General features: G+C 39.5%; 17 protein-coding genes and 1 tRNA gene. 15 read left to right on the top strand and 3 right to left on the bottom strand.

Going from position 1 to position 13,705, the window contains the following annotated elements:
* Positions 1–10 precede the first annotated feature (10 nt).
* The 5 genes from NST24_RS11690 (at position 11) to NST24_RS11670 (ending at position 6,278) form a co-directional block, all read left to right on the top strand.
* The gene (locus NST24_RS11690; protein WP_008342319.1) at positions 11–964 is read left to right on the top strand and encodes an ROK family glucokinase; all 954 of its coding nucleotides are present in this window, start codon (positions 11–13) and stop codon (positions 962–964) included.
* 212 nt (positions 965–1,176) lie between these two features.
* Positions 1,177–3,096, top strand: coding sequence for an LTA synthase family protein (locus NST24_RS11685; RefSeq protein WP_342461799.1), 1,920 nt, complete (start codon positions 1,177–1,179; stop codon positions 3,094–3,096).
* A gap of 84 nt (positions 3,097–3,180) precedes the next feature.
* Positions 3,181–4,302 carry a M14 family metallocarboxypeptidase gene (locus NST24_RS11680; RefSeq protein ID WP_056705261.1) on the top strand — a complete coding sequence of 374 codons (1,122 nt, stop codon included), beginning with the start codon at positions 3,181–3,183 and terminating at the stop codon, positions 4,300–4,302.
* 330 nt (positions 4,303–4,632) lie between these two features.
* The gene (locus NST24_RS11675; RefSeq protein ID WP_048001385.1) at positions 4,633–5,886 is read left to right on the top strand and encodes an MFS transporter; all 1,254 of its coding nucleotides are present in this window, start codon (positions 4,633–4,635) and stop codon (positions 5,884–5,886) included.
* A 77-nt stretch (positions 5,887–5,963) separates the two neighbouring features.
* Complete coding sequence (locus NST24_RS11670) at positions 5,964–6,278, top strand: MTH1187 family thiamine-binding protein (RefSeq protein WP_017367597.1); 315 nt, start codon at positions 5,964–5,966, stop codon at positions 6,276–6,278.
* A 24-nt stretch (positions 6,279–6,302) separates the two neighbouring features.
* On the opposite strand, the gene NST24_RS11665 is transcribed toward NST24_RS11670, so the two are convergent.
* Positions 6,303–6,476 (bottom strand): DUF2759 domain-containing protein, encoded by a 174-nt coding sequence (locus tag NST24_RS11665; protein WP_003217333.1) that lies wholly within the window; start codon positions 6,474–6,476, stop codon positions 6,303–6,305.
* A gap of 160 nt (positions 6,477–6,636) precedes the next feature.
* On the opposite strand from NST24_RS11665, the gene NST24_RS11660 reads away from it, so the two are divergent.
* Positions 6,637–7,275 (top strand): MBL fold metallo-hydrolase, encoded by a 639-nt coding sequence (locus NST24_RS11660; RefSeq protein ID WP_202734344.1) that lies wholly within the window; start codon positions 6,637–6,639, stop codon positions 7,273–7,275.
* 48 nt (positions 7,276–7,323) lie between these two features.
* Here NST24_RS11660 and NST24_RS11655 read toward each other — a convergent pair whose 3' ends face one another.
* Positions 7,324–7,566, bottom strand: coding sequence for a DUF2626 domain-containing protein (locus NST24_RS11655; protein ID WP_003217440.1), 243 nt, complete (start codon positions 7,564–7,566; stop codon positions 7,324–7,326).
* 212 nt (positions 7,567–7,778) lie between these two features.
* Here NST24_RS11655 and NST24_RS11650 point away from each other — a divergent pair, with 212 nt between their 5' ends.
* A complete protein-coding gene (locus NST24_RS11650) occupies positions 7,779–8,159 on the top strand; it encodes a Spx/MgsR family RNA polymerase-binding regulatory protein (RefSeq protein WP_007501232.1) in 381 nt (126 codons plus the stop codon).
* Between the two features lie 55 nt (positions 8,160–8,214).
* Here the strand turns inward: NST24_RS11650 and NST24_RS11645 are convergent.
* Positions 8,215–8,285: transfer RNA gene (locus tag NST24_RS11645), tRNA-Gln, on the bottom strand.
* A gap of 99 nt (positions 8,286–8,384) precedes the next feature.
* Between NST24_RS11645 and NST24_RS11640 the strand changes: the two genes are divergently transcribed.
* The 8 genes from NST24_RS11640 to comGG all read left to right on the top strand — a co-directional run bounded on the left by NST24_RS11640 (position 8,385) and on the right by comGG (position 13,673).
* Positions 8,385–9,257: an STAS domain-containing protein gene (locus NST24_RS11640; protein WP_035390819.1), complete on the top strand. Its 873-nt coding sequence runs from the start codon at positions 8,385–8,387 to the stop codon at positions 9,255–9,257.
* A 458-nt stretch (positions 9,258–9,715) separates the two neighbouring features.
* On the top strand, positions 9,716–10,786 hold the full coding sequence (gene comGA / locus NST24_RS11635; protein WP_024718839.1) for a competence type IV pilus ATPase ComGA: 1,071 nt from the start codon (positions 9,716–9,718) through the stop codon (positions 10,784–10,786).
* Complete coding sequence (comGB, locus tag NST24_RS11630; RefSeq protein WP_342461798.1) at positions 10,767–11,807, top strand: competence type IV pilus assembly protein ComGB; 1,041 nt, start codon at positions 10,767–10,769, stop codon at positions 11,805–11,807. Before comGA ends, comGB begins: the two co-directional genes overlap by 20 nt.
* A 16-nt stretch (positions 11,808–11,823) precedes the next feature.
* Positions 11,824–12,117, top strand: coding sequence for a competence type IV pilus major pilin ComGC (gene comGC, locus NST24_RS11625; RefSeq protein WP_008342186.1), 294 nt, complete (start codon positions 11,824–11,826; stop codon positions 12,115–12,117).
* Positions 12,110–12,556, top strand: a complete 447-nt coding sequence (gene comGD, locus NST24_RS11620) for a competence type IV pilus minor pilin ComGD (RefSeq protein WP_342461797.1) — start codon at positions 12,110–12,112, stop codon at positions 12,554–12,556. The genes comGC and comGD overlap by 8 nt, the downstream gene beginning before the upstream one ends.
* Complete coding sequence (comGE, locus tag NST24_RS11615) at positions 12,540–12,854, top strand: competence type IV pilus minor pilin ComGE (RefSeq protein ID WP_047945462.1); 315 nt, start codon at positions 12,540–12,542, stop codon at positions 12,852–12,854. The genes comGD and comGE overlap by 17 nt, the downstream gene beginning before the upstream one ends.
* On the top strand, positions 12,796–13,293 hold the full coding sequence (gene comGF / locus NST24_RS11610) for a competence type IV pilus minor pilin ComGF (protein WP_216894677.1): 498 nt from the start codon (positions 12,796–12,798) through the stop codon (positions 13,291–13,293). The genes comGE and comGF overlap by 59 nt, the downstream gene beginning before the upstream one ends.
* Positions 13,290–13,673: a competence type IV pilus minor pilin ComGG gene (gene comGG, locus NST24_RS11605; protein WP_251211210.1), complete on the top strand. Its 384-nt coding sequence runs from the start codon at positions 13,290–13,292 to the stop codon at positions 13,671–13,673. Before comGF ends, comGG begins: the two co-directional genes overlap by 4 nt.
* The last annotated feature ends 32 nt before the right edge of the window (positions 13,674–13,705 follow it).

The following is a 13,705-nucleotide window of genomic DNA, read 5'->3' as shown; positions in this document are numbered from 1 at the left end:
TGGAGGACATATGACAGGGGATTGGTTTGTAGGAGTTGATCTTGGCGGTACGACAATTAAGCTTGCGTTTATTAATCTTTATGGTGAAATTCAGCATAAGTGGGAGATTCCTACGGATAAATCTGGGCAGACAATTACAGTCGACATTGCCAAGTCAATTGACCATAAACTAGTTGAGATCAGCATGCCGAAATCAGCCCTAATTGGGATCGGTATGGGGGCACCTGGACCAGTGGATAAAGTATCCGGAATTGTCTATAAAACAACGAATCTGGGCTGGACAAACTATCCCTTGAAAGACCATTTAGAGGCAGAGACAGGACTTCCATCTGTCATCGAAAATGATGCGAACATTGCTGCACTCGGTGAAATGTGGAAGGGTGCAGGTGATGGCGCCAAAAACATCCTGATGGTTACACTGGGCACAGGGGTTGGCGGCGGTATTATTGTCAATGGAGAAGTGGTTCAAGGCGAAACAGGTGCTGGTGGAGAAATTGGTCATATTTGTGCCGTTCCATTTCAAGGAGCACCATGTAACTGCGGGAGAACAGGCTGTATTGAAACCATTGCGTCTGCCACAGGTATCGTCCGAATCGCAAAAGATACATTACAAACAAAGAGCCATACATCATCACTTGGCTCACTTACTTCGCTGTCTGCAAAGGATGTATTTGAGGCAGCAGAAAACGGAGACGAACTTGGGATGCATGTCGTAGATGAAGTAACAACCCATCTTGGTCTTGTCCTTGCGAATCTAGCCAGTGCCTTAAACCCAACAAAAATCGTCATTGGCGGCGGTGTATCTAAAGCGGGCGAGCTTCTTCGCAGTAAAGTAGAGCGTGTCGTCAAACATCATGCCTTCCCGCCATGTGCTGAGGATGTTGAAGTGGTGATTGCCTCACTAGGAAACGATGCAGGCGTGATCGGCGGTGCATGGATGGCAAAAAACAAGTGGCTGTCTTGAACAAAAATGTCATAATGATGTCATTTTTATTAAAATCAGCGATAGATAGGCATGAAATTGAATGTTTAGCATATTCATAAGTTTGTCATGGGGAAAAAGACATTGATTTTCCAGCATAGACAGGATAAGATATACTTTAGTTATTTTTGAAGAAGCACCAATAATTGGGGATGTCCCTAACCTGAGTGCGTTTTTAGCATAAGGAGGTTACAATGCGAAAGAAAAGATTAAAGGCGATTTCATTTTTACTGATTGCGACTTTGTTAATGTGGGTGAAAACCTATGTTATCTATAAATCTAGTTTTAATATCAAAATTGAAAATTTCATGCAGGAATTTATCCTGTTTATTAATCCGCTTAGCTTTCTTTTGTTTATCTTCGGTATCGGTTTATTCTTTAAAGAAAAAAATCGCAATCGATATATCATCGTGATGAGTTTTGTTCTGACATTTATTTTATTAGCTAACATTGTATTTTATCGATTCTACAGTGATTTTCTAACCATCCCCGTCCTATTTCAAACAAACAATATGGGTGACCTCGGGTCAAGTATTACCTCTTTAATTGAACCAGTTGATTTTCTGATGTTTGTTGATATCATCATTTTAATTTGGCTCTATAAAAAACAGCCTTCCTTTAGAACAGATGTAACGATTTCACGTAAGGGACGTGCAGCTTATTATTTATTTGTTGCAGCCACTTTCTTTTTTAACCTTGGTTTGGCTGAAACAGAAAGACCAGAGCTGTTAACTCGTTCATTTGACCGTGAGATGCTAGTGAAAAACATCAGCTTATATAACTTCCATATTTATGATGGGGTTCTGCAATCGAAGCAATCCGCTCAGCGAGCACTTGCCGACAGCAATAGCTTAACTGAAATTGAAAACTATGTAAGCGCAAATCAAACAGACCGTAATGAAAAGACGTTTGGTCAAGCAAAAGGACGAAATGTCATTTTAGTATCGCTTGAGTCTACTCAGAGCTTTGTGATCAATGAAAAATTGAATGGGAAAGAGATCACGCCGTTCTTAAACAAATTGATCAAGAAAAGCTACAATTTCAGTAATTTCTATCATCAAACGGGTCAAGGGAAAACATCCGACTCCGAGTTTATTGTTGATAATTCACTCTATCCACTTGGAAGAGGAGCTGTATTTTTCACAAATCCAAGCAACGAGTTCAAAGCCGCACCTGAGTTGTTAAAAGAGGAAGGCTATCATTCTTCTGTTATTCATGCGAATAACAAAAGTTTCTGGAACCGTGACCTGATCTATGACAGCTTTGGCTACGACAAATTTTTTGATATTAAATCATTCGATGTAAATGAAGAAAATTCAGTTGGCTGGGGACTAAAAGATGGTCCGTTTTTTGAGCAGTCAGTAGATTTAATGAAAACGATCCCGCAACCGTTCTATACGAGATTGATTACATTAACGAACCATTTTCCATTTGACTTAGATGAAGAAGATAAGCTCATTGATGAATATGACTCAAAGAGCAAAACGTTGAACAAATACTTCCCTACAGTGCGTTATCAAGATGAGGCACTAAAGCTTTTCTTTAAAAAAATGAAGGAAGCAGGGTTATACGATAATTCCATTTTTGTGTTATATGGTGATCACTACGGGATTTCTGAAAACCATAACGAAGCAATGGGACAATTCTTAAACAAAGACATTACACCTTTTGAAGAAGTTCAGCTTCAAAAAGTACCATTTGTTGTACACATTCCTGGTATCACGGATAAACATCCAAAAGAGATTGATACAGTTGGCGGGCAAGTAGATATCCGTCCAACAGTCATGAACCTTCTAGGAATCGATACAAGTAAGCAAATTCAATTTGGTCATGACCTATTATCAAAAGATACAAATGACTTCACAGTGCTTCGAGATGGAAGTTTTATTACGAAGGACAGTGTTTTCACAGCTGGTGTGTGCTACAACAAAGAAACGGGTGAGCCGAGAGAAGATGAGTCTGGTTGTCAGTCTTATGAAGAAAAGGCAAAACAAGAGCTTCAATTCTCTGATCAAATTATCTATGGAGATCTCCTTAGATTTTATGACCGAAACAACTCGGACCATTCACCATCTAAAAAAGAAGATGACACTGAGCTAAAAAAGGCGTCTTAATTTAAAAGAAAACCTCTGCTATTTACATGCAGAGGTTTTCTTTTTTTACTTACTGGTTCATATAGTGTAAGAGGAGGGATGTAAATGAAAAAGTCGTTTGGCACAATTGAATGGCATCTGGATGAGGCAAGGAAGGAGGATGTGGCAAAGCAGCTTGGTATAGGAAAAGAAGCTTTCCGTTTGTCCAATCAGTCAAATACGGAGCACCTCCTTTTACCGGGGTATAGACTTCCAGAAGGGACCCATTCATTTCAATCGGTAGGTGAGGTGCAAAGCTTCATTGCGCCTTACCGGCTCCAGCAATCAGATGATTGGATCAGCGGCACATTTGAATATGATAGCGCTCACTTAGAACGAGAGCTTCAATATTTGAAAGCTGTTTTTCCTTTTCTTCAGATGAGTGTGATTGGTCAATCAGTGCTTGATACGCCCATTTATGAAATCCGTACGGAGCCTGTACAACATTTACATTCCATACATGTTAATGCCTCTTTTCATGCAAATGAATGGATCACGACCTCCGTTTTATTAAAATGGCTTAAATCACTTTGTTTAGCGGCCTCGGACCCAGTGCAAGCAAGACATCATGAAGCGGTTCGTATATTGCAGACCACTGCTTTGTCTATTGTCCCGATGGTAAATCCAGACGGTGTTGATTTGGTTCGCAATGGTCCAGAATCTTTAGGGCTGTGCCGTGAGGAGTTCGCACCGCTAAATGGTGGATTTTCCGATTATCGAGAATGGAAGGCGAATATTCGAGGAATTGATTTAAACAATCAATTTCCTGCTTATTGGGAAATCGAATATTATCGTAATAAGCCGAAGGCACCGTCTTATAGGGATTTCCCAGGGCATCAGCCGTTAACAGAACCAGAAGCGAAAGCAATGGCACATCTCGCCTTACGAAAACGCTTTGACCGGTTAATTGCCCTTCATACACAAGGAGAAGAGATATACTGGGGTTTTCTTGGCCACGAACCGGCCATTTCAAAAGAGACGGTCGAACGGTTAGAACGGGTGAGCGGTTACAAAGCGATTCAATATCTTGATAGCTATGCAGGTTATCGAGATTGGTTTATTTATCAATGTAAAAGTGAGGGCTATACGGTGGAACTTGGGCGAGGAAAGAACCCGCTTTCTATGAGTCAATTTGATTCGATCTATGAAAAAACAAAGCGGTTATTGTGGGAAGCATGTAAGTATTAAAAGCACCTAATCGGTGCTTTCAGCGTGTAGACAAACCCTCGCATTCTTTGTCAGTCCTGCGTGCCGGTGCTCACGAATGTGAAATTCACTCCGCGTCAGTACTCGTCCTTCCTAGGGTTGCAAAGGTTTTCTATCACGCTGAAAAGAAGACAAAGGGCTAAAATCAAGTTCATTTTCGCCCTTTGTCAACAATCATTTAATACGTTCAAACCAATCAATTTCTTATGGTCAATAAAAACCGTGCTGATGTGATTGACGAGAGCATTCCTGTAAGCTATTGTGAAAGAGTGGATGTAAAAAAAAGGATATGAATTAGGGAGATGTCGATGATTGAATGCTCAAAGCCTGTGGAAACGGAATTTTACTTATCTATTTGTTTCTAAAATGTGTAAAATTACTGCTGATAGTTTGTCTTTTAACACCATTTTGTGGCTTTTAGTGCTAGGGGGAAAAGGAGCAATTGGAACAGCATTTTTTATTGCCGTTAGTTTTGTCCCTCAAGCCATTATTGGGCCGTTTATTACCCCAATGATGAAGCCGCATCAATTGAAATTTTGGATGTGCTTTGCTGATTTAACTCGGGCGGCGATTATACTTGTGATTGTGGTGAGTTACTTTTATGATTTTTCTCCTTTGGCACTCATCATTGGCGGTATGTTGCTGCATTCAGCGACTGGTGGTTCCTATGAACCAGCTTCGGTGTCCATTATTCCAAAGCTTGTGCATGAAGATGTGATACAAAAGGCGAATGCAACCATTCAATCAGCCAGTCATGTGGTCAGGCTTGTGACTGTGACGATTTGTGGTGTCATGATTGCATTTGTAGGGGTAGGATATACAATGCTTGTGATTATTCCTCTTTACCTCATGTCCGCTTTGCTGGTTTTGCTGATTACATATAAAACGGAAGCGATCATGGATAAAGGTAAAAAAGGATTATCATACGGAAAACGATTAATAAGAGGATTTTCACTTGTGAAAAGTCATCATATTTTGTTTCCATTAGCCATTTTTTGTGTCTGCTCCAATTTTGCTGCGGCACCGTGGGAGGCATTGTCGGTTATTTATTTAACAGAAGATTTACATAGTGGACCAGTAGTATATTCATTCATCAAAGTGACCACGGCATTAGGTGCATTTTTGATGGGATTCGTTTTAACAAAGGTGAAAGTGAATCGATACGGTCTGTTGTTTATCGGGGCAGGGATCGTTGATGGAATTGCATTTTTCATTACAGGGATGAATGCCTTATTACCACTTGTGTTTATATCTGCATTTGCCTTAGGTGCAGCCATCAGTGCAGTCAATGTACCTGAACATACAATGATTCAATTGTCAGTAAAAGCGGAGGATCAGCCACAAGTGTATGCGATTATTAACATGATCTCTTATTTAATGATACCGTTAGGCGCTCTCATTGGTGGTTATATGGCGACGTTATTCGGTTCAGGTTATGTCATTGCAGCAGGAGGACTGATAGAGGCTATTTCAGGTATATGCTTACTCCTTTTCACAAAGATTGGGAAGGTAGAGAGAGCAGATTTGACGATAGAACGGGACAAACCAAGCTTAAACGCCACATGATCATGGCATTTTTGAATCACGATGGGTTACAATGAGAACGAGAAAGAAATAGGATGTCATTGAAAGGAGCAAGAACCATGGCAATAGCAGATGTCACCATCATTCCAATAGGCACTGAGACACCAAGCGTGAGTGCATATGTAGCAGACGTACAAAGATTGTTAGAGGGCTTTCAACAAGAAGGGAAAATCAAATATCAGCTCACACCAATGAATACATTAATTGAAGGGGAGCTATCCGTTTTATTTGAGGTCATTCAGCGTATTCATGAAGCTCCGTTTGAAAAGGGTTTACACCGAGTAGCAACCAATATCCGCATAGATGACAGAAGAGATCAAACGACCACCCTTTCAAGCAAATTAGAAAGCGTGAATAAACATTTGAATCAATAGAAAAAGCCTGCTTATTGCAGGCTTTTAATGTGCAGTTGGATAACCGCTATAGATGATGGTCATGACGGTAAACCATCCAAAAACCAAAAATGTGGCGCCAGCGAAAGCAATGGCCAGTACGTTCACTTTTTTGAGTGAGCGATAGATGCCGAGAGCGGCTAAAATCGTGACTAGACCAAAAATAATGACGAGCATCATATGAAAGTCCCCCTTTGTCATCAATCCCCTTGATTTCCTTTCTTTTCATTTTAACCGTTTTCATAAAGCTTGTCGAGTACATTCAAGTTGACGATTGTTTGAATTTTTATTGAATAGCCTTCATAATAAAAAAGAATGAAAAAAGTAGTAGGTGATGAAAATGAATTGGAGAAGAATGCCGCTAGGCTATGTGCAAGCGAACGCATATATTTGGAAAAATGAACAGGGAGAATGTTTAATTTTTGATCCAGGCGGCGAAGCGCAAAAGCTAATTTCTTATGTGAAAGAAAAACAGCTGAAACCACTTGCTGTCTTATTGACACATGCCCATTTTGATCATATTGGTGCAGCAGATGAGGTGCGTCAAGAATGGGGAATTCCGCTTTATGTCCATGAAAAGGAAAAAGAATGGCTGACAAATGCTCAGCTAAACGGTTCAGCTCGACTAATTGGTAACGGAATTACGGTCAAAGAAGCTGAACAATTGATTACGTCAGAAGGACCTCTTCAAATTGGATCGTTTACATTAGAAATGTTCCACACACCAGGTCATTCACCTGGCAGTGTGTCTTACTATTCAGCGGAAGAGGGATTTGTCATTTCTGGTGATACTTTATTCCAAGGCGGTATCGGGAGAACTGATTTAACTGGCGGTAATCAAGAAGTGCTGCTTCAATCGATACATGACAAATTGTTGTCATTGCCAGAATCAACTCTTGTGTTAAGTGGACATGGAGAGGAAACAACTGTGCTTACAGAACAGGAGCAAAATCCGTTTATCAATGGGTTTTCTTTATAATAGCACGCACGAAAAAAGCATCTCTTTCAAAGGAGATGCTTTTTTCTATTAATGTCCGGTACCGGGAACCATGATGAAAATCGAATAATATGTAAATCCGGCAAAGAAAATCGTCAAGTACGCTCCGAAAATGTAAATATACATTCTTTCGGATAAATTCAAGTAGGATAAAAATACAAAAAGAACGGTTTGACCGAAGAACAGCAAGGATGCATCTTTCATATGTCCTAAATAGAACATGACAGCAAAAATACCCGTCCAAAACCCAAGAACGCGGAACATGCGATTCATTTCTTTCCCTCCCCTTAAAAAACCCCTTTGATTCATATTATAGCTGATGATCACTTGTTATGTAAACATTTACATTTTTGACAACGTGTGAACATTCATTCTTTCGTTAGAAAAAATTTTTTTGAAAAAGTGATGAAAAAGTGTTTATGCCTAAATGCATGAGGGTACTTAGTCCATAAGAGAAAAGGTTAACGACCTAAGGAGGAAGACTAATGAGTGACATTACTTTTTATTCATACCCAAGCTGCACGTCTTGCCGCAAAACAAAACATTGGTTAAAGGCGAATCAAATTGATTTTAAAGAGCGTCACCTTTTCAGAGAAACGCCAACACTAGACGAATTGAAAAAAATCCTTTCCTTAACAACAGAAGGAATGGATGAAATTTTAGCTACTCGAAGCCAAGCTTTTAAAAGCTTAAATTTAAATATTAATGATCTAAAAGTAAATGAGGTACTTCAGCTTCTCATTGAAAAACCGAAGCTGCTCCGGAGACCTATTATCATTGATGGAAATAAATTAGTGGTCGGCTATAATCCAGGAGAACTCATGAAAATTTCAAAAAAGAAAGCGATTCATCAATCGGTTTCCTAATCAAAAACGAAGATCAGCTGAATGATGTTTCAGCCGTCTTCGTTTTTGTGCTGAACTGGGCTAGCTGGGTTCGAACCAACGATCACGGAGTCAAAGTCCATTGCCTTACCACTTGGCTATAGCCCAATATGAAACGTGTAATGCTATTGTTCACCATCTACGGTCATTTATACATAAAAAGTTGGTTGTCACTAGTTGTAAGTGAAAAAGGAGCGAACGACAGAAATGAAAAATGAAAAATCTGAGCAATTATATGAATTTATTCTTAAAGAAGCCCCTGTCATGACCGAAGAATGGCTGAAAACAAGAACAGAAGAAGGCTCATTATATTCCAAACATGCTTCAGAGGAGACAGAAAAGAAGCTGAAAGAACAAAACACAGCATTTATCCAAACCATTGCAGCAACGTTAGTCACGCTATCAGATAAAGTAGAAGATCATCTAAAAAAGTGGTCAGTTGATATTGCCCGCGATCGAGCTGTTCATGAAGTACCTTTATATGAAATCATCGGACAATTTAAGGTGTTCCGCCACATTTTTTGTTCCAGAATTGAGACCTTTACACAACAAACGGAGCTTGAAGTGACACTCAAAGATGTGTGCGATTGGAATCAGCATTTTCACGCTACATTTGATGATATGATTGCGCGTTTATCAGAAGAGTATGACCGCGTGACAATCAATCAGCTTAATGCACAAAGAGAAATGATTCAAGAGCTTAGTGCGCCTGTTATTCCAGTTTCAAAAGAGATCGGTATTTTGCCGCTGATTGGTGAAATTGATACGTACCGGGCGAAAATCATTTTGGAATCAGTACTAGAACAGGCATCTAGACTGCGTCTAACCCATTTATTTATTGATATATCTGGCGTTCCCGTTGTTGATACGATGGTTGCTTATCAGCTGTTTAAAGTGGTTGATAGTGCGAAGTTGCTAGGAATTGAGACGATTATATCAGGTATTCGTCCAGAAATCGCTCAAACTGTAGTGAAACTCGGCATTGATTTCTCAAAAGTAAATACTGAACACAGCCTTGCAAAAGCTTTAGAAAAAAGAGGCTTTCGTATCTTTGAAGAGCAGCAGCAAGAAGCAACGTGAACCAAAAAATGTTACTAGTAAAAGTAACGGGTCCGTTGACAAGGAGAAACAATATAATGAGCATATGAATGAGATGACCAATTCGTATACAGATTTGGTCTCTTTTTTTATCCATAAATCAGACACGAAAGGCTATTCTTTATCTTCAAATCAGTAATCTATTAAGGAGGATTAAATTTGGAGACACCTCCTTGTAACAGATCATCCATAGTGAAAGAACCAAATGAAATGATCATCAAAAAAGAGGTGCCAATAGCACTTCTTTTTTATTTTCTCCTCTGAACGGAACCCGTTGTTGTAAAAGTCAAATTTTTTGATATGTCCTTCTGTTATTTATAGATGAAATACACCTCAAATTGAACATTTTTAACCCTTTTCAGTCATGAAAATCATGAAATGCGTTTTTGTCAGGCACGTTCCGCCATCATACAATATGGTCACTGAAAGGAGTGAACCACTTGTATGGTATTGAATATTTGGGGCAAGAGCTGCTAGAAGAGGCGTGCCGCATGAGAGCATCTGATGTGCATATTGTTCCGAGAGAAAAGGAAGCTTCAGTCTCTTTTCGTGTAGACGCTGACCTCATTCAGCAGCGGATCATTGACAAAAAGAGCGGAGAGCGGCTCATTGCTCATTTCAAATTTTTATCTTCTATGGATATTGGTGAAAGAAGGAGACCACAAAATGGATCATTGGCTGTGATGTTAAGACGCGGTCAAGTGTTTGTTCGGCTCTCTACACTACCAACTGTAAATGATGAAAGTCTAGTGATTCGGATTTTACCGCAGGATCATGTGCCGAAAACAAAGTATTTGTCACTGTTCCCGAAGGCTTCAGCGAGATTATTATCGTTTCTGAATCATTCGCATGGGCTCATTTTATTTACAGGACCAACAAATTCAGGGAAAACGACAACACTTTATTCATTGATTCAGTTTGCCAAAAAACATTTTAATCGGAATATTATTACCCTTGAAGATCCTGTGGAAACAAGAAATGAAGAAGTGCTGCAGGTTCAAGTAAATGAAAAAGCTGGTATCACGTATGCGGCAGGTTTACGCGCTATTTTAAGACATGATCCAGATATGATTGTGCTTGGAGAAATAAGAGATGCGGAAACAGCCAGAACAGCTATTAGAGCAGCTTTGACAGGTCATTTAGTCATGAGCACATTGCACGCAAAGAATGCAAAAGGAGCTCTTTATCGAATGCTCGAATTTGGTGTGACGATGAATGAACTCGAACAAACAATGGTTGCTATTGCTGCTCAGCGGTTAATCGAACTCGCATGTCCATTTTGCGGCGAAACGTGTGAGCTTTATTGCAAACTAAATCGGCCAGTCAGACGAACAAATGTATTTGAATTGCTTTACGGAAAGGAGCTTGGTGAGTGTATCAAAGAGGCAAAAGGAGAATACGCTCATTCGTCATACGAAACACTGCAAAGGTTAATTCGGAAAGGAGTGGCACTCGGCTATTTATCAAAAAGCACATATCATCGCTGGGTTTATGAAGAAGCGAACCTCTAAAGCATGGTCTAAAAAAGAACAAGCTGAATTCTTATCGAAACTGGCTCAATTGATTCAAGCTGGATATACATTGGTTGAGGCATTAACAATGGTGAATATTCAGTTATCAAAAAAACAGCAACAGCGATTAACGCCAGGCATTCAGTGGCTGCTTGAAGGGGAGCCTTTTTACGTTGTACTTGAGCGACTTCATTTTCAGCGGGAAGCCGTCGCTATTCTTTGTTTTTCAGAGAAACATGGCAGCCTAGCGCGAGCTCTTGAACAAAGCGCCCGATTTCTAGAGAAAAAAATCATGCAGGTAGACACATTCAAGCGTATGTTACGATATCCGATTTTTCTTATGTTTACGGTTTTTGTTGTGCTCATCATTGTTCAGCAAATGATCGTCCCTCAATTTTCTTTATTATATTCATCTATGAATACAAGCATGACATGGCTGATTCAAGGGATGTTTGGCCTCTTCCAGTTCCTACACGCTTTGCTGCTCATGATCGGTTGTATATGCATCTGTCTTTTTGGATATTATGAGCTCTTTTTTAAGAAAAAATCGACCCTTGAGAAACTGAAAGTCATCAGCAGGCTGCCGGTGGTATTTAAAGGGGTGCAGCTGATGCATACGTATCTTTTTTCTCTTCAGCTTAGCGGACTTCTTCAAGCTGGGTTATCGATTTACGAAAGTTTGCAAGCTTTTAAACAGCAGACCTATTTACCTTTCCTTCAAGAAATGTCTGAACAACTGATAAGAGAGTTAAGAAAAGGTGAGAGTATGGAACATCAAATAAGCCGGTCTCCTTTTTTCGAAAGGCATTTTGCGGCTGTCATTAAGCATGGGGAAGCAAGTGGGATGCTAGCAAGAGAAATGTACACGTATAGTCAATTTCTTTTAGACAATGCAGAATTGAAAATTGAAAAATGGGTTTCATGGCTGCAGCCTGTCATCTATGGCTTAACAGCATTTCTTATACTCATTGTGTATTTATCTATTCTTTTACCAATGTATCAACTAATGGAACAAGTGTGAAAAGGAGGACTAAGGCATGAATGATAAAGGATTTACACTGTTAGAAATGTTAATTGTCATGCTTGTGATCTCCATTCTTTTATTGATCACCATTCCAAATATCACTCGGCATCATCAAAGCATTCAAGCAAAGGGCTGTGAAGGGCTGAAATCAATGGTGAGTACACAGGTAATGGCATATGAATTAGAGCATGACGGCAAGACGCCATCTTTAGCTGAATTAGAAAAAGAAGGCTATGTCAAAAAAGGATTAACTTGTCCGAATGGAAAGGCAATTTTCATTCAAAACGGCGATGTGAAAAATGAATAAATCGCTTTTCCAGGAGAAAGGATTTACACTCATTGAGCAGCTCTTGATCGTCATGATTTTCTCTATCTTATTATCGATAATAGGTGGAAAAGTGCCCAATATATTAGAAAGTGCTGAAGCAAAAAAGCAAGTGAACTTGCTAAAACAAGATCTTCAATTGGCATCTTATACTGCATTTATTAAAAAAACACGAGTGAAAGTTGAGTTTCACCCGACCAATGTATCTTATCAAGTCATCGAGCAGAATAGTGAGCAGATCATTGCTTCTAATCCACACAAAAAAGGCACCATCAAGCAATCCACATTTCAAAAAGGCCTTCACTTTAATAAAAACGGACATCCAAATAGCGGCGGTTCTCTCATTGTTCAATTTGGCAGTCAAATATATAAACTCACGATTTACTTAGGGAGCGGGCGGATTCATGTTCAGAAACAATAAAGGATTTAGTACGTTTGAGATGCTCTTTTCTTGCCACCTCTTTCTATTTGCTGCTCTTGTGCTCGTGCCATCCTTTGAAAAACTGACAATTGGGAAAGAAGAATTAAGGGCTAAACTGGAAGCTTATCAAATCTTACATGAGTATATGAATACAGCTTTTATAGAAGGTCAAAATGAATCAAGTACAAAGAAACGAGGCGAGATCACATATGAATTCATTTGGGGTCAGGAGAAGGGATGTGTTTCATACAAAGTACAAAAAAAGAAGACGATTTGCTTTCGACATTTGGAGCGATGAACAAGGCTTTACACTCGCTCAAGCAATATGGCAATTGCAGCTATTTTTGCTGCTTTCTTTTGGCTGCATGCTGCTTTTATCAATTGCTGAAAAAGCTCATCCGTTTGCAGAAATCAACAAATTTTCGCAAATGGAGTGGAAACAAACGGTCCTGCAATTAGAGGAGGATCTAAATTGTGCTGTCGCTGTAAGAGCGGTGAAAAATGGAACAGCACTGGAGTATATTTCAAATCAAGGGCGAGTGGTGACGATTGAGCCTTATCAAGAGATGCTTCGTAAACGAACGGATCAGGCAGGTCATCTCCCCTTATTACAAAAGGTGAAACAATTCCATGTAAGAACAAAAGAGCAAACCACCACTCTCCAAGTCACAGATGTATTTGGTCAAGTACATGAAGCTGTTTTTTTCACTTACAAAGGAGTGATTCCTAAAACGTGAAAAGAGAAGATGGGTTTATTTATCCACACGTATTTGCTGTCATTCTTTTATTTTTATTGATTCTAGGATCGATGACCATTGGGTTTCAAAAAGAGTTGAAAAGTGCAGAGCTCGCGATTTCTTTTTATCAAAAACAGCAGTTATTTCGTTTAGGTCTAAGTGAAGCTGCAAACAAATTAAATCGTATTTGTGATCAGCCATTGAGCCCAATTGTCACAGAAGAAGGTCGAGTGACGTTGAAGCGAATTGGGTGCGATGACAGAAAAAAGCTAGTCCGCCTCTTGGTTAACATCGAGACAAAGGGTGGTGTAACTGATGAGCGGGAACTAGAGATGAATAAGGAGACAGGAGAAATCAATCAATGGATCAGCACTTATTAGCGAGTGTATAAAACGATACTCTTCTTGGTAAC

The sequence above is a fragment of the Bacillus sp. FSL R5-0286 genome, from assembly GCF_038593245.1.
GTDB lineage: Bacteria > Bacillota > Bacilli > Bacillales > Bacillaceae > Bacillus > Bacillus altitudinis.
This window is presented reverse-complemented; position numbering and strand designations above follow the sequence as displayed.

Bases quoted from the DNA above. Each gene is read 5' to 3' on its own strand.
- NST24_RS11690 (WP_008342319.1), top strand. From the start codon at position 11: ATGACAGGGGATTGGTTTGTAGGAGTTGATCTTGGCGGTACGACAATT.
- NST24_RS11685 (WP_342461799.1), top strand. From the start codon at position 1,177: ATGCGAAAGAAAAGATTAAAGGCGATTTCATTTTTACTGATTGCGACT.
- NST24_RS11680 (WP_056705261.1), top strand. From the start codon at position 3,181: ATGAAAAAGTCGTTTGGCACAATTGAATGGCATCTGGATGAGGCAAGG.
- NST24_RS11670 (WP_017367597.1), top strand. From the start codon at position 5,964: ATGGCAATAGCAGATGTCACCATCATTCCAATAGGCACTGAGACACCA.
- NST24_RS11665 (WP_003217333.1), bottom strand. From the start codon at position 6,476: ATGATGCTCGTCATTATTTTTGGTCTAGTCACGATTTTAGCCGCTCTC.
- NST24_RS11660 (WP_202734344.1), top strand. From the start codon at position 6,637: ATGAATTGGAGAAGAATGCCGCTAGGCTATGTGCAAGCGAACGCATAT.
- NST24_RS11655 (WP_003217440.1), bottom strand. From the start codon at position 7,566: ATGAATCGCATGTTCCGCGTTCTTGGGTTTTGGACGGGTATTTTTGCT.
- NST24_RS11650 (WP_007501232.1), top strand. From the start codon at position 7,779: ATGAGTGACATTACTTTTTATTCATACCCAAGCTGCACGTCTTGCCGC.
- NST24_RS11640 (WP_035390819.1), top strand. From the start codon at position 8,385: ATGAAAAATGAAAAATCTGAGCAATTATATGAATTTATTCTTAAAGAA.
- comGB (WP_342461798.1), top strand. From the start codon at position 10,767: ATGAAGAAGCGAACCTCTAAAGCATGGTCTAAAAAAGAACAAGCTGAA.
- comGC (WP_008342186.1), top strand. From the start codon at position 11,824: ATGAATGATAAAGGATTTACACTGTTAGAAATGTTAATTGTCATGCTT.
- comGD (WP_342461797.1), top strand. From the start codon at position 12,110: ATGAATAAATCGCTTTTCCAGGAGAAAGGATTTACACTCATTGAGCAG.
- comGE (WP_047945462.1), top strand. From the start codon at position 12,540: ATGTTCAGAAACAATAAAGGATTTAGTACGTTTGAGATGCTCTTTTCT.